Annotated in this window: 19 protein-coding genes; 12 read left to right on the forward strand and 7 right to left on the reverse strand. The window is 65.2% G+C overall.

The features are described from left to right. Positions 1-89: 89 nt before the first annotated feature. From FRC96_RS07300 to FRC96_RS07310, 3 genes are all read right to left on the reverse strand, one after another. A complete protein-coding gene (locus tag FRC96_RS07300) occupies positions 90-1181 on the reverse strand; it encodes a hypothetical protein (protein ID WP_146973846.1) in 1092 nt (363 codons plus the stop codon). Then, positions 1165-3174, reverse strand: coding sequence for a hypothetical protein (locus FRC96_RS07305; RefSeq protein WP_146973847.1), 2010 nt, complete (start codon positions 3172-3174; stop codon positions 1165-1167). Before FRC96_RS07305 ends, FRC96_RS07300 begins: the two co-directional genes overlap by 17 nt. Before the next feature lie 158 nt (positions 3175-3332). Further along, positions 3333-4652 (reverse strand): TraB family protein, encoded by a 1320-nt coding sequence (locus tag FRC96_RS07310; protein WP_230469974.1) that lies wholly within the window; start codon positions 4650-4652, stop codon positions 3333-3335. Between the two features lies 1 nt (position 4653). Between FRC96_RS07310 and FRC96_RS07315 the strand changes: the two genes are divergently transcribed. From FRC96_RS07315 to FRC96_RS21890, 5 genes are all read left to right on the forward strand, one after another. Continuing rightward, positions 4654-6465: a hypothetical protein gene (locus FRC96_RS07315; RefSeq protein WP_146973849.1), complete on the forward strand. Its 1812-nt coding sequence runs from the start codon at positions 4654-4656 to the stop codon at positions 6463-6465. After that, positions 6458-7225, forward strand: a complete 768-nt coding sequence (locus FRC96_RS07320) for an alpha/beta fold hydrolase (protein ID WP_146973850.1) — start codon at positions 6458-6460, stop codon at positions 7223-7225. Before FRC96_RS07315 ends, FRC96_RS07320 begins: the two co-directional genes overlap by 8 nt. Before the next feature lie 157 nt (positions 7226-7382). Then, on the forward strand, positions 7383-8120 hold the full coding sequence (locus FRC96_RS07325) for an AgmX/PglI C-terminal domain-containing protein (protein ID WP_146973851.1): 738 nt from the start codon (positions 7383-7385) through the stop codon (positions 8118-8120). A gap of 264 nt (positions 8121-8384) precedes the next feature. Beyond that, positions 8385-8618, forward strand: coding sequence for an AbrB/MazE/SpoVT family DNA-binding domain-containing protein (locus FRC96_RS07330; protein ID WP_146973852.1), 234 nt, complete (start codon positions 8385-8387; stop codon positions 8616-8618). 190 nt (positions 8619-8808) lie between these two features. Then, a complete protein-coding gene (locus FRC96_RS21890) occupies positions 8809-9003 on the forward strand; it encodes a type II toxin-antitoxin system death-on-curing family toxin (protein ID WP_230469975.1) in 195 nt (64 codons plus the stop codon). Between the two features lie 287 nt (positions 9004-9290). Here FRC96_RS21890 and FRC96_RS07345 read toward each other — a convergent pair whose 3' ends face one another. Both FRC96_RS07345 and FRC96_RS07350 read right to left on the reverse strand, forming a co-directional pair. Then, entirely contained in the window at positions 9291-9767 is a 477-nt protein-coding gene (locus FRC96_RS07345) for a nucleoside deaminase (protein ID WP_146973854.1), read from the reverse strand. A 206-nt stretch (positions 9768-9973) separates the two neighbouring features. Beyond that, a complete protein-coding gene (locus tag FRC96_RS07350; RefSeq protein WP_146973855.1) occupies positions 9974-10240 on the reverse strand; it encodes a hypothetical protein in 267 nt (88 codons plus the stop codon). Between the two features lie 89 nt (positions 10241-10329). Here FRC96_RS07350 and dusB point away from each other — a divergent pair, with 89 nt between their 5' ends. Then, complete coding sequence (gene dusB, locus FRC96_RS07355; protein ID WP_146973856.1) at positions 10330-11418, forward strand: tRNA dihydrouridine synthase DusB; 1089 nt, start codon at positions 10330-10332, stop codon at positions 11416-11418. 354 nt (positions 11419-11772) lie between these two features. Here the strand turns inward: dusB and FRC96_RS07360 are convergent, their stop codons facing one another. Next, positions 11773-13677 carry a response regulator gene (locus FRC96_RS07360; protein ID WP_146973857.1) on the reverse strand — a complete coding sequence of 635 codons (1905 nt, stop codon included), beginning with the start codon at positions 13675-13677 and terminating at the stop codon, positions 11773-11775. 138 nt (positions 13678-13815) lie between these two features. Here FRC96_RS07360 and FRC96_RS07365 point away from each other — a divergent pair, with 138 nt between their 5' ends. The 5 genes from FRC96_RS07365 (at position 13816) to FRC96_RS22635 (ending at position 20535) form a co-directional block, all read left to right on the forward strand. Then, on the forward strand, positions 13816-14076 hold the full coding sequence (locus FRC96_RS07365; RefSeq protein WP_146973858.1) for a hypothetical protein: 261 nt from the start codon (positions 13816-13818) through the stop codon (positions 14074-14076). A 51-nt stretch (positions 14077-14127) separates the two neighbouring features. Beyond that, positions 14128-17136: a hypothetical protein gene (locus FRC96_RS07370; protein WP_146973859.1), complete on the forward strand. Its 3009-nt coding sequence runs from the start codon at positions 14128-14130 to the stop codon at positions 17134-17136. Positions 17137-17208: 72 nt separating this feature from the next. Then, on the forward strand, positions 17209-19080 hold the full coding sequence (gene pepF, locus FRC96_RS07375; protein ID WP_146973860.1) for an oligoendopeptidase F: 1872 nt from the start codon (positions 17209-17211) through the stop codon (positions 19078-19080). Positions 19081-19107: 27 nt separating this feature from the next. Then, the gene (locus FRC96_RS07380) at positions 19108-19350 is read left to right on the forward strand and encodes a hypothetical protein (protein ID WP_146973861.1); all 243 of its coding nucleotides are present in this window, start codon (positions 19108-19110) and stop codon (positions 19348-19350) included. Between the two features lie 51 nt (positions 19351-19401). Next, positions 19402-20535 (forward strand): DUF2914 domain-containing protein, encoded by a 1134-nt coding sequence (locus FRC96_RS22635; protein ID WP_146973862.1) that lies wholly within the window; start codon positions 19402-19404, stop codon positions 20533-20535. A gap of 87 nt (positions 20536-20622) precedes the next feature. Here the strand turns inward: FRC96_RS22635 and FRC96_RS07390 are convergent, their stop codons facing one another. Further along, positions 20623-21048 carry an NUDIX hydrolase gene (locus FRC96_RS07390; protein ID WP_146973863.1) on the reverse strand — a complete coding sequence of 142 codons (426 nt, stop codon included), beginning with the start codon at positions 21046-21048 and terminating at the stop codon, positions 20623-20625. Between the two features lie 214 nt (positions 21049-21262). Here FRC96_RS07390 and recD2 point away from each other — a divergent pair, with 214 nt between their 5' ends. After that, positions 21263-23446 (forward strand): SF1B family DNA helicase RecD2, encoded by a 2184-nt coding sequence (gene recD2, locus FRC96_RS07395; protein WP_230469976.1) that lies wholly within the window; start codon positions 21263-21265, stop codon positions 23444-23446. The last annotated feature ends 10 nt before the right edge of the window (positions 23447-23456 follow it).

The raw sequence follows: 23456 nt of genomic DNA on the forward strand, positions 1-23456 counted from the left end.
GGGTGGGTAGTGTAAGTCTTTGAAATAAAAACAAAAAAAGGGACGCGGCTGGCGCGCGTCCCTTTTTTGTTGCCTGGCTGGCGGGAGGTTTAGTCTTCGACCGGGATCTCTTCGCAGAAGTCGAGGTCGGGGAAGCCGCCCGGAGGCTCGCAGACGGCAGTGACCGCGCCGCAGATATCGTTGCACATGTCGGGGGTGCCCTCAGGGACGAGCTCCTCGGGCACGAGGCCGCCGGCCAGGGCGGCCTGTCCGGCCGGGATGTCAACATTGGCGTTGGGGAAGACCACCTGGGAGTCGCCGAAGGTGAGCGTACCGTCGAAGAAGTCGTTGCCGTTTTCGTCTTTGATGATGTCGGCGTAGAGCACGACGTCCTGCAGCTCGACGGTGGCCACGCCGAGCACGGGGACGGCGACGTTGAAGCTCTCGGTGGTCAGAAAGCGGGTGCCCTCGTTTTCGACGATCTGGCCGCGGGCAAAGAGGGCCCAGCTCTCTTCGTCGTCGGCGATGGTGATGACTTCGGGGTCGAGGCTGGTCTTTTCGGCGCGGGTTTCGTCGACGACGCCTTTGGCGCCGGCCAGGGCGAAGCGGCCGTCAGGCTGGACGCGCAGGTCGCTGACAAGGGTGAGCACGGCGTTGAGCCCGCTGACGCTGAGGCTGCCGCCCAGGATGTAGATGCCATCCTGGAACTCGATGTTGGCGTTGGGGTCGCCGCCGGAGACGCCGAACTGGATGTTGTAGAGGTAGCCCGTGCCGGTGTCGAAGCCGTCGGGGTCGCTCAAGCCCTCGACGATCTCCAGGATGAGCGAGGAGCCGGGGCGGGCGAACTCCGGCGCGACGGTGATGAGCGCGGCGGTGGCGTCGTCGTTGAAGTCGATGCTCAGCGCCTCGCACTCGCCATCCGACGCCATGCAGGTCGGGGCCAGGGGCTCGACGTCGGGGGAGGCGGGCACCCGGCGCAGCCCGCGGTCGCGTGGCCACAGGCGCACGCCGACGGTCTCCGGATCGACGGCTTTGGTGAACTCGAAGACCAGGGGCTCATCGGCCACGGCCACGCGGCTGTCGCCCAGGTTGAGCTGCGCCTCGGGCGGGGCGATGTACTCCTGGCAGCCGGCGCCCAAAAGCGACGTAAGCGCGATGGCAGCGCCAGCGAAGAACGAGGTTTTTTTAGAAAAGAAGCTCAAAACGGTTCTCCACGAGAAAAGATCGGACGGCGTCGCCATTCTCATCATGCAGCGCCTCGCCGGGGAAGAGCACGGCGCCTTCGACGGTCCAGAAGAAGTTGTCGCGCAGACGATAGCCTAATTGAAGGTCGACTTCGGTTCCATAGAAGCGCCCCGGGGTGCCGCCGTGGAAGTTCAGGGCGCTGTTTTCGATGGGACCACCGACGTCGTTGAGGGCAGTCTGCACGGCGTCGACCACGCCATCGGGGGTGGCCGACCAGGCGGCCAGCACGCCGGCGCGGGCGAAGAGGTTGTGCTCGGCGGTCTTAAGCATGTCGACGTAGATCTGAGGGAAGATCGCAATCGCGTTGGAGAAGCGGCCGTCGCTCTGGATCTCGGTCAGCGGGAAGCTGTCGACGTCGGCGTCAGCGAGGTTTTCGAGACCGACGCCGACGGATCGGGCGGACTCGAAGGCCAGGACGTGTTCAAAGAGGAGCAGGCCGACGTTCATATCGCGCGCGAAGCTAAAGGAGGTGATCGGGTCGCCGGCGCGGGGGTTGGCGTCGCCGCTGGCGTAGTTGCCCTCCAGGGACAGGGTGACCGGCCCCAGGTGGACGTCGACGACGCCCTGGGCGCCGTAGCCGCGCATCTGCTGGGTCTGCACCCGGGCGTTGGTCAGGGCGGCAAAACCTTCGCTGATCTCGGTGGTTTCGCCGCGAAGATGCGAGAACTGCAGGCGAAGGTCGACGTTGTTCACGCCGGTCTGGAAGGCCAGGGGGAAGCCGTAGATGCGGCTGTTGAAGCGGTCGTTGCGCAGGTGCACAAAGGTGGCCGAGGCCTGGAAGCCCTGCCAGTCGAGGCCGAACCAGTCGGCCTCATCGACGAGCCACTGCAGGTTGAGCCCCATCTGACGAAGATCGTCGTCGGTGCGAGCGATGTTGTCGTGCTTCATGAAGTCGTAAAACATACCCAGGATCACGCCGCGATCGAGCGAGGTGTCCGGGGTGTGATCGGCGCCGTAGCGAAGCGTGTTGACGATCTCGTTGAGCTTGGTGCCAAAGAGGATGCGGTCGACGCCGTCGGAGTACTGGCTGACCCCCCAGCGGTTGTGGCGGCCGCCGTCGTGGGCGTTGATGGTCGCGCCGTAGTTCAGAGGCTGGCGGCCCACGCGTAAGAGACCGATGGGCAGCATGGCGTCGGCGTAGAGGTAGTTGACCTCAAGGAGCGGGGCGCTGGTGAGGACCGGGCCGTAGCTCTCGCGATCGAAGGGATCGCCGCCGGGGAGAAGGCCGATCTGCCAGCGGGTGAGGTTGGGGCGTTTGGTCGCCAGGGAGACCCCGGAGTTGGATGAGGGGTTTCCTAAGAAGCGGCCGTTGTCGCCGAAGAGCACCCCGTCGAGGGCGTCGAGTTGCACGGTGATCGAGCCCACGCCATCGAGGCCGGTGGAGGCGTCGAGGCGAAAGCGCTGCTCGGTCCAGCCGATGTCGCGCACGGCGGTGCCGTTGAGCTCAATGGGGGTGATCTGCAGCGAGCGCACCCGGTATTCGCTGTTGGCCTGGTAGGAGACGCGGCTCTTTTTGAGGTCTTCTTCGGCGTCGATGACCCCGGGGGCGTCGATGCCGTCGGGAGGCAGCGTGGCGGGCTCGGGGATGGTCTCGGTCGCGCTCCGAGCGGGGACCTCAGCGACCTCGCCCTCCAGAGATGCCGGGGCAGCATCGCCTGGGGTTTCGGTTGTTTCGGTTCTTTCGGTGGTTTCCGTTCTTTCGGTGGTTTCCGTGATCGCGTCGGAGTCGGCGCTCTCTTCGGCCGGTGAGTCGTCGACGTTTTCTTCGACTGCGGCGCGCGTTTCGTCGGGGGTGTCGTCTTCCGGGGCGGCGCCGGTCGGAACTTCGCCGTCGGTCGGAACTTCGGCGTCAGGTGACGCGGGGGCGTCCTGGGCGAAGGCCGGGGCGCTGGCCAGGAGCGCGGCGATGATCAGCGCAGGGAGAAGAGAGCGGCGGGAGGGAGAGAACACAGAAAACTCCAGCGAAAATGTTTTCACTTCAATCACGTGCGCCGAGCCTACTCGTTACAAAGAGAGCCTCGCAAGCCGCATAAACCACCCAACCTATGACGCGATGCGCCATAAGGGTGGCACGTTGAGAGGGGCGCGGAAGGAGGTTAACCAAAAGGTCAACTTCCGAAAAGGTCGGGGAACATCATCAGGGCGACCACGGTGCCGATGGTGCTGCCGAGGTTGGCCAGGATGAAGACGAGCGCGATCTTGGCCAGTCGGTTTTGCCACCAGCCTTTGAGGCGCGCGATGTCGTCGCCGACCTGCTCGAGCTCTTTGATGCTGGGCGGGGCGACGAGGAGCTGCACCAGTCCGCCGACCATGCCGGCGCCAACCGCCGGGTTGAGGGAGACGATGGGGGCGCTCAGCGCGCTGGCCAGAATGGTGAGCGGGTGGGCCAGGGCTGCGCCGGTGGCGATGGCGGTGCAGATGGCGTTGACGACAAACCAGGTCAACAGGGCCTGGCGCATCGTGGAGGGGTCGCCCAGGGCAAAGCCCAGGATGAAGGTGGCGAGGATCGCCGCGCTGAGCACCCAGGGGAAGACGCGTGAGAAGAGGGTTTTGGCGGGCACGGCGTCGGTGCAGGCGTCCTGACGCGGGCCTTGTTGGAGGAGCGCGGCGACGCTGTCGGCGTGCACGGTGCTGAGCACGGCGACGACCTCCGGGGCGTCGATGGCCTCGATGCGGCAGGCGATGTGGGCGTCGCGCTCGTCGACGAAGGCGGCCTTGGCCGCTGGCAGCGAGAGCTCCAGGCGTTTTAAGCGGCGCTGCACCCGGTCGCGGTGCTCGGAGGCGGGGCGAGCCTTGGTGCGGCGGAAGGAGCCGAAGGTCATGGTGAGGATGAGCATCAGGCGCATCCACACTGGCGAGCGCCGCCAGGCGCGCAGGCCGGTGATGGTCATGTCGCGGTCGACCAGGTGCAGCTTTGCCTCGCTGCGCTCGGCTTCTTCAATGGCCACGCGAAACTCATCGCCGGGCTCGGTGCCATCGAAGGAGCCAAAACGTTTTTGGAAGATGCGCAGCGCCAGGTAGGCGTTGAGCAGCGTGCCTTTTTTCGCCTTGAGGACGTCGATGAGGTTGAGCGCCTGCCAGCTTGCCTGGTCGCCGATCCATTCGCGTCGCTGGGCGTCGAGCTCGATGGCGAGCGCCTGCGGGCGAAGATCCTGCAGCGTGGCGCGCAGCGCGTTGAGGGAGGCTTCGTCGACGCGGGGAAGATCGAGGATCACAATGCGGCGGTCGCCCCTGCGCACGACCTGGCGGTGCACCCCGGGGGGCGGCACGGCCAGCGCCTGACTTTCATCGGGATCGTGAGACGCCGGCGTCGCGCTGGCCCGTGCCTCCGTGCCTGGCGAGGCCGTTGTCAACGCCGCGGGCGCTGGTGTAGCGTCGGCGGCGTTATCCGCCGCGCTGGACGCTGATCTGGGGAGCTCTGAGGACACGATGAAACCGTTAGCATTTGCCGATATCCATTGTCACCCAACCTTCTACGCCTTTAATCGGCTGCGCAACACCCCCGAGGAGCAGGATCCCTCGGTGTTTCATCCCTGGATGGAGCTGGAGAGCCATCTGGAGCATCAGCTGGCCGGGGCGCGGGCGTCGGATTATGTGCAGACGAATTTTTCGCGGATGATCGCCGGCGATGTCCGGCTGATCTTTGCGAGCTTTACGCCGATCGAGCGCGGCTTTTTCATCGGCAGCGGCAACGGCGATGAGCGCCCTTTTAAAGACGAGGTCGCCGCGTGGCTGCGCCTTAAGCGGCCCGCCGAGGTGCTCTCGAAGTTGGCGGCGGGTGATGTCTCCGGGGCGGCGCAGAAGGCGCTGGGCGTGCTGCGCAACGGCGGCCCGCTGCGCCAGCTGGTGCAGCGCGCGGTGATGGGTTACGGCGCCGATCGCGTCGCCTACCTCTCCGGCTCGGCCTACGACTACTGGGAGGAGTTGTTGCTCGAGTACGACTTCATCAAGCGCGGCGATCGGGAGCGCCATAAGGTGGAGTTTGCCACCGGGGAGGGGCCACAGATCGTGGAGGGATCGTATCGGGTGGCCACCGGCGTCGAGGATGTGCAGGCGGTGATCGAGCGCAACGAGGATGATCTGGCGGTGGTGCTCACGATTGAGGGCGGACACGTCTTCTCGGTGGGCACCGATCTCAAACCGGTGGATCTGAGCGTGATGCTGGAGCGGATCGAGGCGCTCAAGAACTGGGAGCACCCGGTGCTCTTTTTGACGCTGGCGCATCATTTCGACAACGGGATCTGCGGCCACGCCCACAGCCTGGTCGATGCGGCCGACTGGATCATGGATCAGGAGTTTCGCCTCAACCAGGGCCTGGATCCGGAGCGGGGGATGCCGGTGGTGCGCGCGCTTCTGGACCTGGACGAAGACCTCAAAGATCAGGGCGGCAAGCGCATTCATCTGGATGTGCGCCACATGAGCGCGCGCAGCCGCAAGGCGTATTACGCGCAGGTGGTCGAGCCCTACAACGCCTGGCGCGATAAGCAGCCGGCGGCCTACCGGGCGCGCTACCCGAAGATCCCGGTGGTGATGAGCCACTCGGGCTATGCCGGGGTGCCCACGCTGGCGCAGATGATCGCCGAGGAGGAGCGCGAGCACGATCGCTGGCACCGCGGGCCTTTTTACGCCTGGAGCATCAACTTAAGCGATGAGGATATGCGCGCGATCTTTGAGAGCGGGGGCCTGGCGGGCATCAACCTGGACCGGCGCATCCTGGGCATGAAGCCCGGCGATAAGCTCGACCCGGAGGTGGTGCCCGAGGTGGTGCTACGCCAGATCTTTGCGCTGGTCGATGTGATCCTGCTCGACGATCGCTACAGCGAGGAGGAGAAGCTCAAGGTCTGGGATCGGATCTGCCTGGGGACGGATTTTGACGGGTTTATTCACCCCATTGAGAGCTGCCCCACCGCGGCCGACCTCCCGAAACTTGGCGAGTCGCTGCGGGTGCTGCTGGAGGCCCATAAGCATACCCGCGGGATCGCGGAGATCGGGGTGGAGACGATCCTGGAGAAATTTGCCTGGAAGAACGCCTATGACTTTACGCTGACGCATCTTCCGGCGGCGGCCGGGGTGGGGCCGGTGGTCAAAGCGGCCAGCGGCAAGAAGACGACGTCGTCGAAGTCGTCGAAGTCGTCGAAGGGCGTGTCGGCGAAGTCGACGAAGAAAGGTACATCGTCGCGGAAGGCGAAGACGGGTAAGGCGAAACGCACGAAGACGAGCGAGGAAAAGAGCGATGCGTAAGGGAGGCGAACGCCCGACGAACTGGCTTATGTTGCGCGGGCTTGCGCGCGAGCAGCGCCACTGGGGGCCTTTTGTCGATATCTTCGAGGCGAAGGTGCCCGGCGCGCGTGTGCACACGCTGGATCTTCCCGGGGTAGGCACGGAGTGTCAGCGCGACAGCCCCACCACGGTGGCAGGTATTGTGGGCGACCTGCGTCGACGCCTGCAGCCCTTGCGCGAGCAGCATGAGGGGGGCTGGGGCCTGCTGGGCGTCTCATTGGGCGGCATGGTGACCATGAAGTGGGGGGAGCTGCACCCCCAGGATTTTGCTCGCCTGGTGATCATCAACTCCAGCGCCGGCGACCTTAACGGCCCGCTGCAGCGCCTCAACGCGCGCATTCTGCCCGACATGGTGCGGGCGATGGTCGACCCGGACCCGGTGGAGCGGGAGCGCCGCATCCTGGGCTTTACCTCAGCGCTGATCGAAGATCGCGAGATCGTGGCCCGGCAGGCCGCCCGCTTCGCCGAAGATGCCCCGATCCGCCGGCGCAACGCGCTCAAGCAGCTGTTGGCCGCGGCGACATTTAAAGCCCCGCGCTCGATTGAGGTCCCGGCGCTGGTGCTGGGCGCCGGGGGTGACGCGATGGTCGATCCGCGCTGCGCCTGGCAGCTGGCGCGCCATCTGCGCGCGCCCTTGCACGTGCACCCGACCGCCGGTCATGAGCTTCCGCTCGATGATCCGGAGTGGGTGGCGAGGCAGGTGGGGCATTGGTGTGGTTAGTCGGGGGGATTTTGAGGGTTGGGGGGGCGCTGTGGGGGTGGGGGGGTAAGCGTGTGGTTGGGTGGTTGTGGGGCGCGGAGGTTCGCGGCGTGGGGAGGTTTGAGAGGGCGTTGGTTGGGGCGCGTTGTGATTGGGTGGTTGTGATCAGGGGTGTGCGATGAAGACAGATCTGAAAAAACAGTTGATCGGGGCCGTGGTGTGTTCGGCGATCTTTGGTGTGGGGTTGGGGGTGATGCTGGGGCAACGCGATAAGGAGCAGTCCGAGCCCCCCCGCGTTGACCAGGAGGGGTTCGAGGCCTGGGAGGGCGCTGAGGAACCGCACCAGGCTCAAGAAGCGGGTGGCGAGCCGGGTGAGGAGGCCGCCAGCGAGGCTGCGGATGTGGCCGCGGCCCCCGCGAAGAGCGATGGCCCGCATGGCGCCGTGGGAGGGCCTGCATCCGACCTGGCGAGCGCGGAAGGGCGTGGGGCGAGTGGGGTTGAGGGGGCTGGCGAGTTCGCTGGCGGCGGCGACATCGCCGACCTTCAGGGGGGCGCGGCAGCAGAGCGCGGCGGGGAGGAGCCGGCCGCAGAGCGCAAGGCCGGGACGCTCTCCAGGGAGGCACTCCAGGAGAGCATTGAGACGCTGAGGCCGATCGCCCGCCAATGCTACCTGGACGCGCTCAAGGATTTTCCCGACGTCGACGGGCGCGTGATGTTGGAGTTCGAGATCATCAGCGAGGGTGGAGAGGGACGCGTGGCGATGACGGAGATTGGCGAGGATTCGACGCTTTACGAGAGCTCCATTCACACGTGTCTGCAGCATCATATCAGCGAGGTGGTGTTTGACTCACCGGGGGAGGACGCGGTGATGAAGGTGACGTATCCCTTTCATTTTGCGCAGGGAGAGGAGATGTGAGGGGGGGCGTGTGGTTGGGTGGTTGGGTGGTTTGGTGGTTGAGGGACGCCCGGGTTCCCGCTGTGGGGAGGTTTGAGAGGGCGTTGGGGGGGGGCATCGGCAGGGGCACCCCTTATGAGCGCCCGTGTATCGGATGGGTGCCCGAGTATAGGGTGGGCGAGCTGCGACGGCGGAAGATGCGCGAGGGCTGCTGCGTTTTTTGAGCGATGTGGTTATGTTGATGTTATAACGAACGCGTTCAACCTGCGGATCTGGAGCGTCATCATGCAAAAGAAACTCAGCCGTGTCGGCCACAGCCTGGGCCTGATCATCGACAAGCCCATTTTGGAGTTGCTTCGCATCGATCAGGACACACTGCTCGACATCAGCACCGACGGGGAGGCGCTGATCATTCGCCCGGTGACGGCCGCCGAACATGCCCACCGCTCGCGGGTGCGTGCCGCGGCCGAGCGCGTGGCTGATGACCACTGCGAGGCGTTCGAGAAGTTGTCGAAGTGAGCGTTGTTTTTCTCGATGTTGCCGACGTGCTCGAGATTCACGGGCTGCAGATCGAGCGATTCGGAGGCTCGCCCGGTCTACGAGACGCGGGGCTCTTGCAGTCGGCGGTGGCGCAGCCCCAGGCCACGTTCGGAGACACTTTTCTCCACAGCGACCTGATTGAGATGGCGGGGCCTACCTCTTCCACCTGGTGGGGAACCACCCCTTTGTCGATGGGAACAAGCGCGTTGGTTTAGCCAGCGCGTTGGTGTTTCTCGATCTCAACGGCATCGTGGTGCGCACGAATACCGAGGAGCTTTATGAGCTGACCATGCGTGTGGCTCGCGGTGCGTTAAAGAAACGCGAGGTGGTGGAGGTGTTGGGCGAGATTGTGGGCAGGGAGTGAGAGTGGGCGGTCAGGTTGGGGGGGAGCGGAGGGGCGTGTGGTTAGGTGGTTGGGTGGTTGAGGGACGCCCGGGTTCGCGATGTGGGTCGATTCGTGTGTGCGTTGCGGGGTTCGCGAGATCGAGATCGAGATCGAGATCGAGATCGAGCCCGAGATCGAGATCGAGATCGAGCCCGAGATCGAGATCGAGATCGAGCCCGAGATCGAGCCCCAAAACCGTCCGAGAGACCGACCATCCCCGACCATCCCCGGCATGTATGCGGCTTATCGTACTTCTCGCAGCCCCCTCACTCCTCCCAACTCCGCACGTGCAGCTGCCGCACCTTCTCATCGAGGCCCTCCACCGGCCCTTCGACCTGTGCACCTTTTAAAATGTCGGTGATCGGCAGAGCCTGGACGGGGTTCTCCGGCGCGCCGAGCTCTTTGAGCCACGCGACGAGCTGGCGCGTGGAGCTGGCGTAGACGATGCGCCCTAAACCCACCCAGCCGTGGGCGGCAGCGCACATCGGACAGTGTTCGCCCGAGGTGTAGACGACCGCCCGGGCGCGCTCCTCTTCGGTGAGGTGAGCGGCGGCCCAGCGGGCGATCTCGAACTCGGGGTGGAGGGTGGCGTCGTCGTCGGAGTTGATGCGGTTTCGCTCCTCAAAGCGCACCTCATCGTCGAGCACGAGCAAGGAGCCGAAGGGGGCGTCGCCGGCGTCGAGGGCTTCGCTGGCGAGTTCGATGCAGCGGGAGAGGTGGAGGCGGTCCTGGGGGGTGATCATGGGGTCTCCGGGGATTGGGAGGTTGGCGGTGTGGGGGGGCGTGGTGGGGATGGGGGGTGTGCGTTTTGTGGTTGGGTGGTTGTGGGGCGCCGGGGTTTGCGTTGTGGGTCGATTCGTGAGGGCGTTGGGAGGGTCGCATTGGAGCGCAAAAAGGGCGAGCCCGTTGGGCCCGCCCTTTTTTGTGAATCGGGTGGTGCGGTTGAGGATCAGCGCGCCACAGAGACGTAATCCAGGCGCAGCAGGATGTCGTCGATGCTGTTGAAGTTCAGGCCGTTGCTGCCGTTGACGCTGATGACGTCGGCGGGGATGAAGAGGGCGTAGTCGCCGTAGAGGCCGCGGGCGGCCAGCTCGGCGGTCTGGCCGCTGGAGTACGCAGCGCCCTCAAACTCGCCACGGTCGACGTTGAAGAAGGCCTGAATGCGGGCGCGGCTGTAGTCTTCGACGCAGCTGCCGGCCGCGGATAAGGGCGACATCGCGGCGGAGTAGGCGCGCGCTTTCCCTCCTCGTTGCACCTCGTTATAAGAGCCCCTGAGGCGATTTCTGCCGCGACGACGAGGTCATCATGGGCATTCCCTTCGAGAAATTAACGCCAAAACGCTGGGGCGGCGAGGTGCCGGGGCCGGTGGAGCGCCCCCCGCTCGATCTTGGTCATGGGGTGGTGCTCGACCCGCCGGTGGTGCTCTCACCGATGGCGGCGGTCACAAGCTCGCCCTTTCGCAGGGTGTGCCGGGAGATGGGCGCGGGGATGGTGGCCACGGAGATGGTCAGCGCGGTGGGGCTGATTCACCGCGCGCCCACAGCGGTCTCGATGGTCGATCTGGTGGAGGGGGAGGGCCCGGCCTGCGTGCAGATCTATGGAAAACGCCCCGAAGAACTCGCCAAAGCTGCGCAGATCGCCGTGGAGCTCGGCGCGGACATCGTCGATTTAAACATGGGTTGCCCCATGAAGAAGGTCGTCTCCAGCGGCCATGGCGCCGCGCTCTTGCGAGATGTGGGGCGGATCCGCGAGATCTTTGAGGCCATGAGTGAGGCGGTCGACGTTCCGGTCACAGGCAAGATGCGCGCCGGCTGGGAGGACACCAGCGCGGTGGCCGTGGCCGAGGCGATGGAGGCCGGCGGCGCGGCGGCGCTGACGATTCACGGTCGCACCCGCTCGGCAATGTACGACGGCCACGCCGACCTGGGCGTAATCGCCGCGGTCAAAGAGGCGGTGGGCATCCCGGTAATCGGCAACGGGGATGTCTGCGACTGGATCAGCGCGCGGCGCATGTTTGCCTCCACCGGCTGTGATGCGGTGATGGTGGCGCGCGGGGCGCTGGGGAACCCCTGGGTGTTTCGGGAGATCGCCGCCGACCTGCGCGGCGAAGCCATCCCCGAGCCGCCTTCGCCGGAGCTCAAACGCAAGACGCTTTTGCGCCACGTGGATCTTTATCTGGAGCGCTTCGGTGAGGGGCGCACCTGCAAGGAGATTCGCAAGCACCTGCTCTGGTACTACCGCGGCACACCCGGGGAGTTGGTGCTGCGCAAGCGGCTCAGCGGCATCACGAGCGCAGACGACATTCGCCAGGCGATTGATGCGGCGCTGGCTGCCAACGTGGGTCAGGCCGAACTGCGTGCTAAGAGTCACCCGCGGGCTGTCGAGCGCATGTAAGACGACGAATCGACGTCGCCCTGAGGTTGGTAGGGTTGGGGGGGATGCGTGTGGTTAGGTGGTCAAGTGGTCAGGTGGTTGTGGGACGCCCAGGGTCGCAGAATAGGTCGATTCGTGCGGGCGGCGAGAGGTGCGCAAAGGCGACACCCCGCAATACAAAAGATCCGAGCGTATCCAGGGCGACGAGGGCAACATACCGACACATCGGAAAAACGTGCACCCCGACCGCCCACACGAATCGACCAACTCCGCGAATCTCGGCGTTGCACAACCACCCAACCACCTGACCACCTGACCACAAAACGCGCCCCACCTACCCCACCCACCAACCTCCCGACACCGCACACCGATATTTTAAGGGGATTTGAGGAGGGTGCGAATCGTATGCGTGAGCGTGTCCATGCCAAAGGGTTTCTGCAGCAGGCGCGGGAGATCACCGGTCTCGGCGGCGAGCAGCGCGTCGGCGGTGTACCCGCTCATGAGCAGGACCGCGGTTTCGGGCCGGGTGGAGGTGATGCGTTTGGAGAGGGCGAGCCCGTCGAGGCCGGGCATGATCACGTCGCTTAAGAGAAGATCGACGGGGCCGTCGTAGGTGCGGCTGAGCTCCAGGGCTTCTTCGGCGTTGGCGGCTTCGAGCACGTGGTAGCCCTTGCGCTCCAACAGCATGCGGATGGGCTGGCGCAGGGCGTCGTCGTCTTCGACCAGGAGGATCGTCTCATCGCCGGGGATGGGGGTGGCGCGGCGTGCGCGTCGCAGGCGGGCCGGCGTGGTGGACTCCTGACGGGCAGCGGGAAGGTACAACGTAAACGTGGTGCCCTGGCCCGGAGCGCTCTCCACGCGGATGTGGCCGCCGTCCTGGGTGATCACGCCGTAGACGGTCGAGAGCCCCAGGCCGGTGCCCTGCCCGAGCGCTTTGGTGGTGAAGAAGGGCTCAAAGATCTGATGTTTGATCTCGGGCGGCATCCCGTGACCGGAGTCGCGGATGGTGATGGTGGCGTAATGACCGGGGCGAAGTTCGCGCGGAATGCCGCTGTCTCGGGGGCCGGCGGTGATCTCCAGGTTGGCCGTGCGCATGCTGAAGCGGCCTCCACGCGGCATGGCGTCGCGCGCGTTGATGGCCAGGTTCATGATGACCTGTTCGATCTGGCTGCGGTCGGCGACGATGTCATGAAGATCGGAGGCCAACTCCTGGGTCAGATGCACGCTGGAGCCGAAGAGGCTCTCCAGGACCATGCGCATCTCATCGAGGAGCTCGTTGAGGTCGAGCACGCTGGACTCGCGCACGTGGCGCCGCCCGAAGGTCAGCAGCTGGCGGGTCAGCGCGCCGCCGCGTTCGCTGGCGCTCAGGATGGCTTCGATGCTCGACTCAACGCGCGCCGAATCATGCAGCGCGTCGCGCATGATGTAGCAGTGGCTGCCGATGATCGTGAGCAGGTTGTTGAAGTCGTGGGCCACCCCGCCGGCGAGTCGGCCCATAGCCTGCATTTTGTCGGCGTGTTGGAGGTTTTGCTGGATGCGTTTTTTGTCGGTGAGGTCAGCGATCATCGCCAGAATATGCGAGGGCTCGCCGCCTTCCTCGCGCATCAGCGCCAGGGTGAAACGGGTGTAGCGCGGCTCGCCATCGCGGTGTTTCAGCCGGAGCTCGATGGTGTAGAGGTCGCGCTGGCTCTGGCGGAGCTCCTCCAGGAGTGCGCCCCAGAGCTCGGCCTCATCGTCGGTCATCAGCTCGGCCAGGGGCGTGCGTCGAAGTTCGTCGAGGCCATAGCCCAGAAGTTCTTGAAGCGCGGTGTTGGCGTGCTCGCATTGGCCCTGAAGCCCCAGGATCTGCATGCCGATCGGAGCCGAGTCGAAGAGGGTCCAGAAGCGCCGCTCGCCATCGTGAAGGCGGCGGCGAATATGGCAGGTGTTGAAGGTGCGCCGGAGCAGATGTTCAAGCAGGATGCGGTCGGTCTCGGCGTCGCCGCTGCGCACCAGATAGTCGCCCAGCCCCAGCTGAAGCGCGTCGAGCACCTGGTGATGTGCGTTGGCCTCGGCCAGCAAGACCGTCGCGCAGCCCGGAGCGAGGGTGCGAAGGAGCTTGATATGGTCCAGCGCATCGGGGAGGCTGCCGTCGATCAGCGCCACGCGCTGCTGCTTGAGGTTGAGCTCCATCGAGCTCCGCGTGTCAACACGGTCGGCACGCATCACCTCAACGCCCAGGCGTTGACCATCGAGTTCGGGACAGGGACCGTAGACCAGTAGATTGAGTGGACGGCTCATGGGGACGACTCCGTTGACATCCCACAAGTGAGGTAAGCGGCGCGACGTGGAGGCAGGCTAGCAGGGTTTCAGGTCGACGTCAGCCCCATCTCGGCAACGCGCTGAACAGCGCCGATCATCCCGTGACTGAGGAGAACCATGTCTCAAGAAGAGAACACGCGCTACCTGGCGAGCCCGCAGAAGATGGAACTGTTGATGCGCGATCGTCGCTTTCGCCAGATCGAGGCGGAACGGCGCGAGCGTCTGCTCCGCGCCATCGCTCGCCTCCCGGGCGCGCGTGAACTGGAGGGCGACGATGTCTTTGATGCGGCGCTTGATGAGGCGGTGGCCAATGAGGCGCTCTCACCATTGGCGGATGAGGAGCGATCGTTGATTCGAGGGTATCTGACCGTGCGATAGGCGCGGTCATCGTGATGGCTGGGAGCGTTCTGCGATGGGGATGGTGTGTGTATGAATGGCTGGCGAAACAGGGTGTGGCGCGCGTGGGTGATGGCGCTGGTGTTGGTGCTGAGTGGCTGCGCGGTGAGCAACGGGCCGCGCTTTAGCCCCGAGCTTCAGCAGTCCTTCGCGCGCGAGGATATGCGGCGGATGGATACCGAGCACTTAAGCCTCTATTACCCGGCCCACCGCAAGGCGCAGACCGAGCGCATTGCAGCGCAGTTGGAGCTGTGTCTGAACGAGCTCAACGCGAAGGTGGTGCGCGACGGGCCCTGGGAGCGGGTGCCGATCTTTCTGCCAGAGGTGGAGTTCAACAACGCCTACGTGAGCTTCTCGCCAGGCAACGATCCGCACGTGCTCTTGCCGACCTCGTTGACCAGCGGGGCGTTTGCGGGCTTTGGGTTTACGCCGAGCATGCTCGCGGTGGGGTGCCATGAGATGGTGCACTGGGTGCATATGACCCGGGTGCACGGGCTTTACGGCGGGCTCAACCGTGTGTTTGGCACCTGGCTGACGCCGCATAGCGGGTTGGACTCCTGGGTGTTTGAAGGGATCGCGACCTACTACGAGAGCAAGCTCGTCGACGATGTGGGGCGTCACGGATCGCCGGTGTGGGAGAACATCTTTCTGGCGGGGATGTATGAGGGGGAGCTCGATGGTGGTCGTCTCAGCGTCTTCGATCGGGAGGTCGCCAACGGGGGGCACTACCTGGTGGGGTCGCATTTTGTGGCCTTTCTGGTGGAGCGTTACGGGGAGGAGAAGCTCTGGCAACTTCTTGATCTTCAGGGGCGCTCCTGGCTCTTTCCGGTCGGGGTGACGACGCGTTTCTGGTGGGTGTATGGCAAGGGGTTGCCGGGGCTATTTGAAGACTTCGCAAATGAGATGCGCCGGCAGCATCCGCCGCGCGAGCGCGCTCTTTCGCAGAAGCGGGAGCGCTGGCTGGGACGCAATGCGCAGCTGGAAGTCAGCCCCTCGGGGCGGTGGGCGACCTATGTGAGCGGCCTCGACGCGCGGGCGGCCATCGAGGTGTATGAGGCCTCCGGGGAGCGTGTGCTGCGCCGGGAGCTTCCCGATGTGCTGCCCGGTCGCACGGTTGTGGCGGGCAGCAGCGTCGACGCGTTGCGCTTAAGCGATGACGGGCAGATGCTCTACATGCTGGTTCGCCACCAGGGGCTCGATGCGCCGCGGAGCTCGTTGATGCGGCTTGATGTGGCGAGCGGTGATCTGGAGGTGGTGCGTGACGAGGTGATGGGGATCAGCGGTGACCTGCTTGGCGAGGATGCCTACCTGCTGGCGCGCGCCGAGGGCGATCAGGTGGTCTTTGAGCGCGTGGATCTGGAGGGTGAGAGCGATCGCGAGCTCTTCCGGCTGGAGCCCGGCGCGTTTGTGGCGCACGTGCGGGTCTCGCCAGATGGGCAGAAGATCGCGCTGACGCTGATGGAAGACGAGCGCTGGCGGGTGGCCGTACTGGATGCGCAGAGCGGCGCGTTGCTGCAGGCGCTGGGCACTGGCGAGGCGCATAGCCCGGCGTATGACGCGTACTGGGTAGATGCGACCACGCTGTGGGTCTCGGCCGCCTACGGCGATCGGGTGGACATCTTCGAGATGCCGCTCGATGGCGAGGCGGTGCGGCTGACCCAGGCGCCCTATCTCGCGCAGAGCGCGCGGCCGGGGGCCTCGGGCGATCTTCGTTTTTTGAACCGTGAGGGGTGGGGCTGGTCGTTGGATCGCGTGGACGCGCAGGCGCTGGAGCGCGCGCGAGCCTCGGGTACAGCGGGGCTCGACGGTGCGCTGGCCTGGGACGATGCGGCCGGAGCGCCGGAGGTGCGGGGCTACCGTGAGCTTGAGCCCGTGCCGATTCAAAGCGATGCCCCCTACAGCGCGTTTGATGGGCTTTTTGTGCCGCGACTTCGCCTCCCGATCGTTCAGCTGGGCGTGGTGAACGCGCTCTTACCCGAGGCGGATCGTCAGGACCTTCCCCCGGTCAATGGCCGGCTGGGGCTCGCGCTGAGCGGGCGTGATGCCCTGGGCTTTCATAACTGGGCGTTGAGCGGGGCGTACGACGTGGTCAATGACTGGTGGGTTGGCAGCGCGTCGTATGTGAACACGCAGCTTGCTCCGCTCACGTGGTCGATCTTTGTGGGCTCCGATCGTCAGGTTTTTGGCGAGCAGATCGAGCCCGGCAGCACCGATCTTCGGCGGGTGGAGCAGCTCGATGAACAGGTCTCCCTGCAGGTGCAGCGAAGCTTCTACGACATCCCGATCGCCCTGAGTTTTAGCGGACTTCGTCACCATATCGATCGGGAGGGTGAAGCGCGCGATGAACGTCAGCTCGTCGGTCCTCGCCTCGCGACCGGCTACGCGGCGGGGCGCGGCACGTCCTATGGTGGTACGCAGTGGCTCTTCGCCTTAAGCGGCGCCGGGGCCTATTATGGTGAGGCCCTGGGCTCGGACCTCGACCTGGGGGATGTGCGTGCTCAACTTGAAGTGCACACGCCCCTGCCGCTCTCGAAGCGGCATCGACTGCGTTTTTCGGCGCGTTATCGCCAGCTGCTGGGCGTCGACCCGTCGGAAGGCGTGCTTCGGGTGGGTGGGTTTGGGAGCATGATTCCCTTCTTCGCCTCGCCGGCGCTCGAAGACGCGTTGCCCGCCGACGATCGACTTCCTCCCCAGGTGGCATTTGTGGAGTCGTTGCGGGGTTTTGAAGGGGTGACGTTGACCGGAGCGCGCGCGGCGATCGGGGATCTCAACTACCGGTACCCGCTTATTGTGGATCAGGGCGTGATCTCCGGGCCTATGGTGTTGCCCTCGGCCTTCTTTTCGCAGATCAACCTGGAGGCCTTCGCCAGCGGGGCGATCCTCGATGATGGTAACCTTCATTTGGCCGCCGGAGGCAGCGTCGACGCGCAGTTTTATCTGTGGATCTTGCCGATGACCCTGCGTTACCAGTACGCCCGATGGCTGACCGACGGCGGACGTCATACCCATTACGTTGGCCTCAACATCAGCGGCGATCTTTGACGTCTGTGAGAGATGTTCCGGCGCGATGGCGGCGGCTTACCTTAACCTTGTACGAGCGCATGTGGAGCGACGATGAGCGAGCTGAAGATCCCGACCTATTTTGACGATGAGATTGAGGGCGCGCGCCCCAAGACCCGCGATCGCGAGCAGATCGATGCGCGTTTTAAGTGGAACCTCAACGACATCTACACGGGCTGGGAGGGGTGGGAGTCGGACATGAAGGAGGTCCGCACCCACATGGATCGTTTCGTCGAACTCCGTGGCAAGCTCGCCGAGGGCGCCGAGCAGATCCTCGAAGCGTATCGCCTTCAGGACACTATCGGGATGATGGCGTACAAGCTCTACCGCTACCCGCAGCTGAGCTTCGACCTCGATCAGCGCGACAATGAGGTGCAGGCGCGGCTGCAACAGGTGCAGCAGCTCTTCGCGGAGTATGGCTCGCGCTCGGCCTGGTTTACCCCGGAGCTGCTCACGATCGCGCAAAGCACGATGGAGCAGTGGCTGGACGAGGAAGAAGCGCTCGCGCCTTACCGCTTCCCGATCCTGGAAGCCTACCGCGCGCAGGAGCATGTGCTTGATGAGGGTGGGGAGCGCATCCTCGCGCTGGGAAGCCGTTTTCGCTCGGCGCCGGCCGAGGTCTACCGCGCGCTGACCACGGCCGATGTGGTGTTCAACACCATCACCCTCTCCGATGGCGAAGATGTTAAAGTCAGCTACGGGGAGTACTCCAACCTCCTGCATACGCGCCGCGATCAGGAGGATCGTCGTAAGGCGTTTGAGGCGATGTACGGGATCTTTGAGGCGAAGCGAAACACCTTCGCCTCGCTCTACAACAGCCTCTGCCAGAGGGACTGGGCTCAGGCGCAGTCGCGGAACTACAGCAGCACCGCGGAGGCCGCGCTCGACGATGATAACGTGCCGGTCTCGGTGCTGGAGACCTTGATTGAGACGGCGCGCGAGGGCTCGGAGCCACTGCGCCGCTACCATCGTCTGCGCAAAGAAGTGCTGGGGCTCGACGAGTACCACCTTTACGACGGCTCGATCCCGCTTTTGGAGAACGACGAGGTCTACACCTACGAGGGCGCGCGCTCCACGCTGATTGAGTCCGTGGCCCCGCTGGGGCAGCGCTATCAGACGCTTCTTGGCGAGGCGCTAAGCGGAGGCTGGATCGATGTGTACGAGACCGAGGGCAAGCGCAGCGGGGCGTATTCGGCCGGTGTGTACGGGGTGCACCCCTACATGCTGCTCAACTACACCGACACGCTCGATGATGTCTTCACGTTGACGCACGAGCTGGGGCACACCCTGCACACGGTGCTCTCGTGTGAGGCGCAGCCCTTTGCGACGTCGAGCTATACGATCTTTGTGGCGGAGGTGGCCTCCACGACCAATGAGGCGCTCTTGCTCGACTACCTGCTCAAGCAGACGGACGACCCGGAGAAGCGGGCGTTTTTGCTGCAGCAGGCCATCAGCGGCATCGCCGGCACCTTTTATTCTCAGGCGCTCTTTGCCGACTATGAACTCGAAGCGCATCGCATGGTGGAGCGCGGCGAGCCGATGACCGCCGAGCGCCTTGACGCGCTTTATATGGAGAAGATGAAGGCGTTTTACGGCGACGCGCTCACCCTCGATGAACTCTATCGGGTGACCTGGGCGAGGATTCCACATTTCTTTAACTCTCCTTACTACGTCTACCAGTACGCGACCTGTTACGCTTCGTCGGCGAAGATCGTGGCCGGGCTGCTCAGCGAAGATGAAAGCGAGCGCCAGGCCACGCAGGCTCGTTATCTGGAGCTCCTTTCCAGTGGTGGTAACGATCACCCGATGGTGCAGCTGCAGAAGGCCGGCGTGGATTTGAGTCAGGCCGATACGGTGCGTGCGGTCACGCAGCGCATGGATGAGCTTGTGGGCATGTTGGAAGAGGAGCTCAAACGTCTGAGCTGAGCTCCTTTTAAGGAACAAGGAGCGGTGATGCAGCGATTCTGGACGATGATGATCGTGGCGGGTGTGCTGGGTTTGAGCGGGTGCACCACCTTTGTCATTGAGGATGACGCCGGGCGTCGAGGGCAGGCGTTGGAGTCGGAGAAGGTCTGCCAGGATCGCTGTATGGAGCGCTTTCATACATGCAAAGACGGGCGTCGGGGCAACGCAGGCCGCGGTAAAGGCGCCAGCACCTGCGCCCACGAGAAGAACCGCTGCAAGGCGCGCTGCTGAGACTTCGATGAAGGTGATGCGGCGCGCTCCGAGAGATGAGACGGGTTGGATTTGAGCGAGTCGCACGAGATTGAGCAGCACGTTGAGTCCGGCGGGGAGGAGCCCCCCGGGGATGCTTCACCCCGTGCGCCGCAGGGCCGCTTTGCAGCCCTGCGCGCCGCGCTGCAGAGCGAGGCGGTGCAGCGCTGGACCCCGATGAGCCTGTTTGTGGGTGGGTTCGGCATCGACGCCTGGACGCTGGGGCGCGAGGTTGATCTGCGCGCGCTGGGCCTGGTCTGCGTCTATGTGCTGCTCATCCCACTTTGCTTTGCGGTGCTCGGGCGCGCGACCCACGAGAAGTGGCTCAAAGGGGCGAGCCTGGCGCTGCACTTCGCGCTCGGTGCCCTCTTCAGCGCGCTGGTCGTCCTCTACTTCCGAAGCGCCGGCCAGTTCATCACGATGCTCATCGTGATGGTGCTCTTCGGCATCATGGTCTGGAACGAGTTCTCCAGCCGCGCGCGCCGCCAGTTTGAGCTTCTGTGGGGCATCTACGGGGTGAGCGCGGTGATGCTGCTCAACTTCCTGCTGCCCTATGCCCTGGGGAGCGTGCGCGCGGTGTGGTTTTACATCAGCCTGGCGGTGGGCATGGGCTGGGTGCTGGGGGTGCGGCGCCTGCTGGGGGCGCGAGGCTGGCGCACCTCGGTGCCCACCTTAGGGTTTGCGCTGGTGCTGGGTGTGCTCTACCCGCTGGGGCTGATCCCGCCGGTGCCCCTGGTGCAGGAGGGCGCGGTGGTGGGGCTGAACTTCGAGAAGACCGAGGGGCGCTATCAGGTGCTTGGTGAGCGCCCCACCTTGCTGGAGCGCGTGGGGCTGCGCGAGCGGGTGGTGGCCCGGGCCGATGGCGAGCCGGTGACGGTGGTCGTGGCGGTCTCGGCGCCCTTGCGGGCGGTGGCCAACCTGGAGCATCGCTGGCGACGCCGCACCGACGAGGGCTGGGTGACCACCGACACCATCCCCATCACCATCCGCGGCGGTCGGGACGAGGGGTGGCGCTTTTACTCGCGCAAGCAAAACATCCCCGACGGCCTCTGGCGGGTGGAGACGGCGCTCAAGGGCGGGGCGGTGCTGGGCTATGAGACCTTCGAGGTGCGCGCGATCTCCGAGGAGGAGCGCGCCGCGCTTGAACTTCAGCCTCGAGCGCTCTGAGCTGTGCGGGCGATGCTCCGAGTTTACCGCCCGGCCCAGAGCGAGCACGCCGCGCTCGAAGAGCGCGGCGTGGACGTGAGTCGACGGTCAGTAGATCTTTTTGGGGATGGCCGTCACAAGGCCCCGGGGGACGTCGGGGACGCGGAAGCCCCCCAACTCCAGAATGGGGATGATGCGCCTTAGGTCCATAATGGTGCCGATGCGCAACAGCTCGGTCGGCGAGACCCAGCGAAAGTCGATGCACTCGCGGGCGCGAAGGTTAAGTTGATCGCGGGAGCCGTTGAGCCGACAGACAAAATAATGCGCCGACTCGAACACTGCGATCGGGCGCTCAACAGTGACACGAAGGCCGGTCTCCTCAAACGCCTCGCGGACGCAGGCAACCTCGGGCCATTCGTTTCTCCAGATCGTGCCCCCGGGAGGACACCACTGGCCTCCTCGCCCCACTTTGAAGGCGCGGCGAATGAAGAGCAGCTCTCCGCGATCCTCGATTAGAGCCCATGCAGAACTCATGAGAATCCTTAGAAATTATGTACCGCCACACCGAGGCGGTTGACTCAGGTGTGGGGACTACGGAACCATCTCGAACGTCTTGATGACAGACAGCGAACCTCGTCGCCGTTACGTGAGTAAACATGGTACCAGCATGTGATCTTCCAGCCACCGGGGAAAATTCTTTCACCGCGCGTCTCTGCCGATGCCCTGATCGCCGCTGTGGCGGTGCGTTTTGAGGGGCAACGCAGACGAGTTGGAGCGGCTGCGCGGCGAGTTGAAGCGCGTGCGTTTTGCCAGCGAGGACGGGCAGTTTGCGGTCTGCGACCTGGTGGTGCCTGAGCGGGTGATGCCGGTGACGATCGTCGGCAACATCCTGGCCACGCGCCCCGGCGAGACGGTCGAGGTGTGGGGGCGCTGGCGCGACGATCCGCGTTTTGGCCGCCAGTTTGCCATCGAGCGGCTGGAGGCGGTGCTGCCCTCGACCCGCCAGGGAGTGGAGCGCTACCTGGCCAGCGATCTGATCGAGGGCATCGGCCCGACGCTGGCCCGGCGCATCGTGGCGCATTTTGGGGAGGCGACGCTGGAGATCCTCGACGCCGCCCCGCATCGGGTGCAGGAGGTGGAGGGGATCGGCAAAAAACGCGCCGCGCGCATCATCGCCTCCTGGGAGGAGGGGCGGCTGATCCACAAGATCATGGTGTTTTTGCGCTCGCACGGGGTCTCCAACGCCAACGCGGTGCGCATCTACCGCAAGTTCGGGGCGCAGGCCGTCGAGGTGATCCAGCAGAACCCCTATGAGCTGGCGGAGGCGATCTTTGGCATCGGGTTTAAGAGCGCCGATCGCATCGCGATGCAGACCGGGGTGGAACCCACGGCGCTGGCGCGCCTGCGCGCCGGGCTCTTGCACACGCTGGGAGAGGCGTCGAGCGAGGGGCATATGTACCTGCCCTGGACGCTGCTGCGCGAGCGCGCCGCCGAACTTCTGGAGGTGGGTGAGCATATGCTGGCGGACGCGCTCGAGGTGTTGCGTCACGAAGAGCGCGTCAGCGTAGAGGCCACCCTGGCCGGGGAGGCGCGCGTGTATGCAGCCGGCGCGCTGGCCGTTGAGGAGCGCGCCGCGCGCCAACTTCGTCGCTTGATGCAATCGCCCGGTCTGGTCGGCCGCCCCGACGCCGATGCGCTGGCCGGGGTGGAGGCGCGCCTGGGTGTGGCGCTCGCTGCGTTGCAACGCCAGGCGGTGCGTTCGGTCTTTGAGCAGAAGGTCTCGGTGATCACCGGCGGGCCGGGCACCGGCAAGACCACCATCGTGCAGACGATCTGTGAGCTGGCCGAGCAGCTCGGCTGGCGGGTCACCCTGGCTGCGCCCACCGGGCGTGCGGCGCGCCGCCTTGGCGAGACGACCGGGCGCGTGGCCACGACGGTGCACCGGATGCTGGAGTACAGCTTTCACGCCGGCGGGTTTCAACGCGATGAGGAGCGGCCGCTGGAGACGGATCTTTTGATCGTGGATGAGGCCTCGATGGTCGACACCTATCTGCTCGCTGCGCTGGCCGGGGCGCTCCCAGCAAGCGCAAGCCTTGTGCTGGTGGGGGATATCGACCAGCTCCCCAGCGTGGGCCCCGGCCAGGTCTTGCGCGATGTGATTGAGAGCGGCGTGGCCGGTGTGACGCGTCTTAGCGAGATCTTCCGTCAGGCTGAGGCCTCGACGATCGTGATCAACGCCCACCGCATCAACGCCGGGCAGATGCCCGTGGTGCCGGCGCGCGCGCCCGGCGAGCTCGTCGACTTCTATACGATCAACGCCGAGGAGCCGGCGCAGGCCCACGAGCGCATCGTGGAGCTCGTCAGCCAGCGGATGCCCCGGGCCTTTGGGCTCGACCCTTTGCAGGACGTGCAGATCCTTGCGCCGATGCACCGCGGAGATGTCGGCTGTGCTCGCCTCAACGCCGCCTTGCAGGAGGCGTTTTATAAAGGAGGTCCGCAGCTTGTGCGCGGTCAGCGCCGATTCTGCCTGGGCGATCGGGTGATGCAGACCCGCAACAATTACGAGGCTGAGGTCTTCAACGGGGATGTGGGCCAGGTGGTGGCCGTCGACACCGAAGAGAGTCAGCTGCGGGTGCGTTTTGATGAGCGCGAGGTGACCTACGACCGGGCCAACCTCGATGAGCTCGTGCTCGCCTATGCGATCACGGTGCACAAGAGCCAGGGCTCGGAGTACCGCGCGGTGGTGCTGCCGATGTCCACGCAGCACTATGTGATGTTGCAGCGCAACCTGCTCTACACCGCGGTGACCCGGGCGCGGGAGCTGGTGGTGGTGGTGGGAAGTGAGGAGGCGGTGCGCCTGGCGCTCAAGAACGACCGCGCCTCGGAGCGCTACACGCAGCTTGCGCGGCGACTCCGAGGCGACACGGTCTAGCACCTCAGCT

It is taken from the genome of Lujinxingia vulgaris (genome assembly GCF_007997005.1).
In the GTDB taxonomy this organism is placed as follows: Bacteria; Myxococcota_A; Bradymonadia; order Bradymonadales; family Bradymonadaceae; genus Lujinxingia.

What these genes read in the sequence shown, in the direction of transcription:
- pepF (WP_146973860.1), top strand. Translation starts at nt 17,209, where the DNA reads ATGAGCGAGCTGAAGATCCCGACCTATTTTGACGATGAGATTGAGGGC.
- FRC96_RS07365 (WP_146973858.1), top strand. Translation starts at nt 13,816, where the DNA reads ATGTCTCAAGAAGAGAACACGCGCTACCTGGCGAGCCCGCAGAAGATG.
- FRC96_RS07370 (WP_146973859.1), top strand. Translation starts at nt 14,128, where the DNA reads ATGAATGGCTGGCGAAACAGGGTGTGGCGCGCGTGGGTGATGGCGCTG.
- FRC96_RS07390 (WP_146973863.1), bottom strand. Translation starts at nt 21,048, where the DNA reads ATGAGTTCTGCATGGGCTCTAATCGAGGATCGCGGAGAGCTGCTCTTC.
- FRC96_RS07330 (WP_146973852.1), top strand. Translation starts at nt 8,385, where the DNA reads ATGCAAAAGAAACTCAGCCGTGTCGGCCACAGCCTGGGCCTGATCATC.
- FRC96_RS07360 (WP_146973857.1), bottom strand. Translation starts at nt 13,677, where the DNA reads ATGAGCCGTCCACTCAATCTACTGGTCTACGGTCCCTGTCCCGAACTC.
- FRC96_RS07315 (WP_146973849.1), top strand. Translation starts at nt 4,654, where the DNA reads ATGAAACCGTTAGCATTTGCCGATATCCATTGTCACCCAACCTTCTAC.
- FRC96_RS07350 (WP_146973855.1), bottom strand. Translation starts at nt 10,240, where the DNA reads ATGTCGCCCTTATCCGCGGCCGGCAGCTGCGTCGAAGACTACAGCCGC.
- FRC96_RS07380 (WP_146973861.1), top strand. Translation starts at nt 19,108, where the DNA reads ATGCAGCGATTCTGGACGATGATGATCGTGGCGGGTGTGCTGGGTTTG.
- dusB (WP_146973856.1), top strand. Translation starts at nt 10,330, where the DNA reads ATGGGCATTCCCTTCGAGAAATTAACGCCAAAACGCTGGGGCGGCGAG.
- FRC96_RS07325 (WP_146973851.1), top strand. Translation starts at nt 7,383, where the DNA reads ATGAAGACAGATCTGAAAAAACAGTTGATCGGGGCCGTGGTGTGTTCG.
- FRC96_RS07345 (WP_146973854.1), bottom strand. Translation starts at nt 9,767, where the DNA reads ATGATCACCCCCCAGGACCGCCTCCACCTCTCCCGCTGCATCGAACTC.
- FRC96_RS07320 (WP_146973850.1), top strand. Translation starts at nt 6,458, where the DNA reads ATGCGTAAGGGAGGCGAACGCCCGACGAACTGGCTTATGTTGCGCGGG.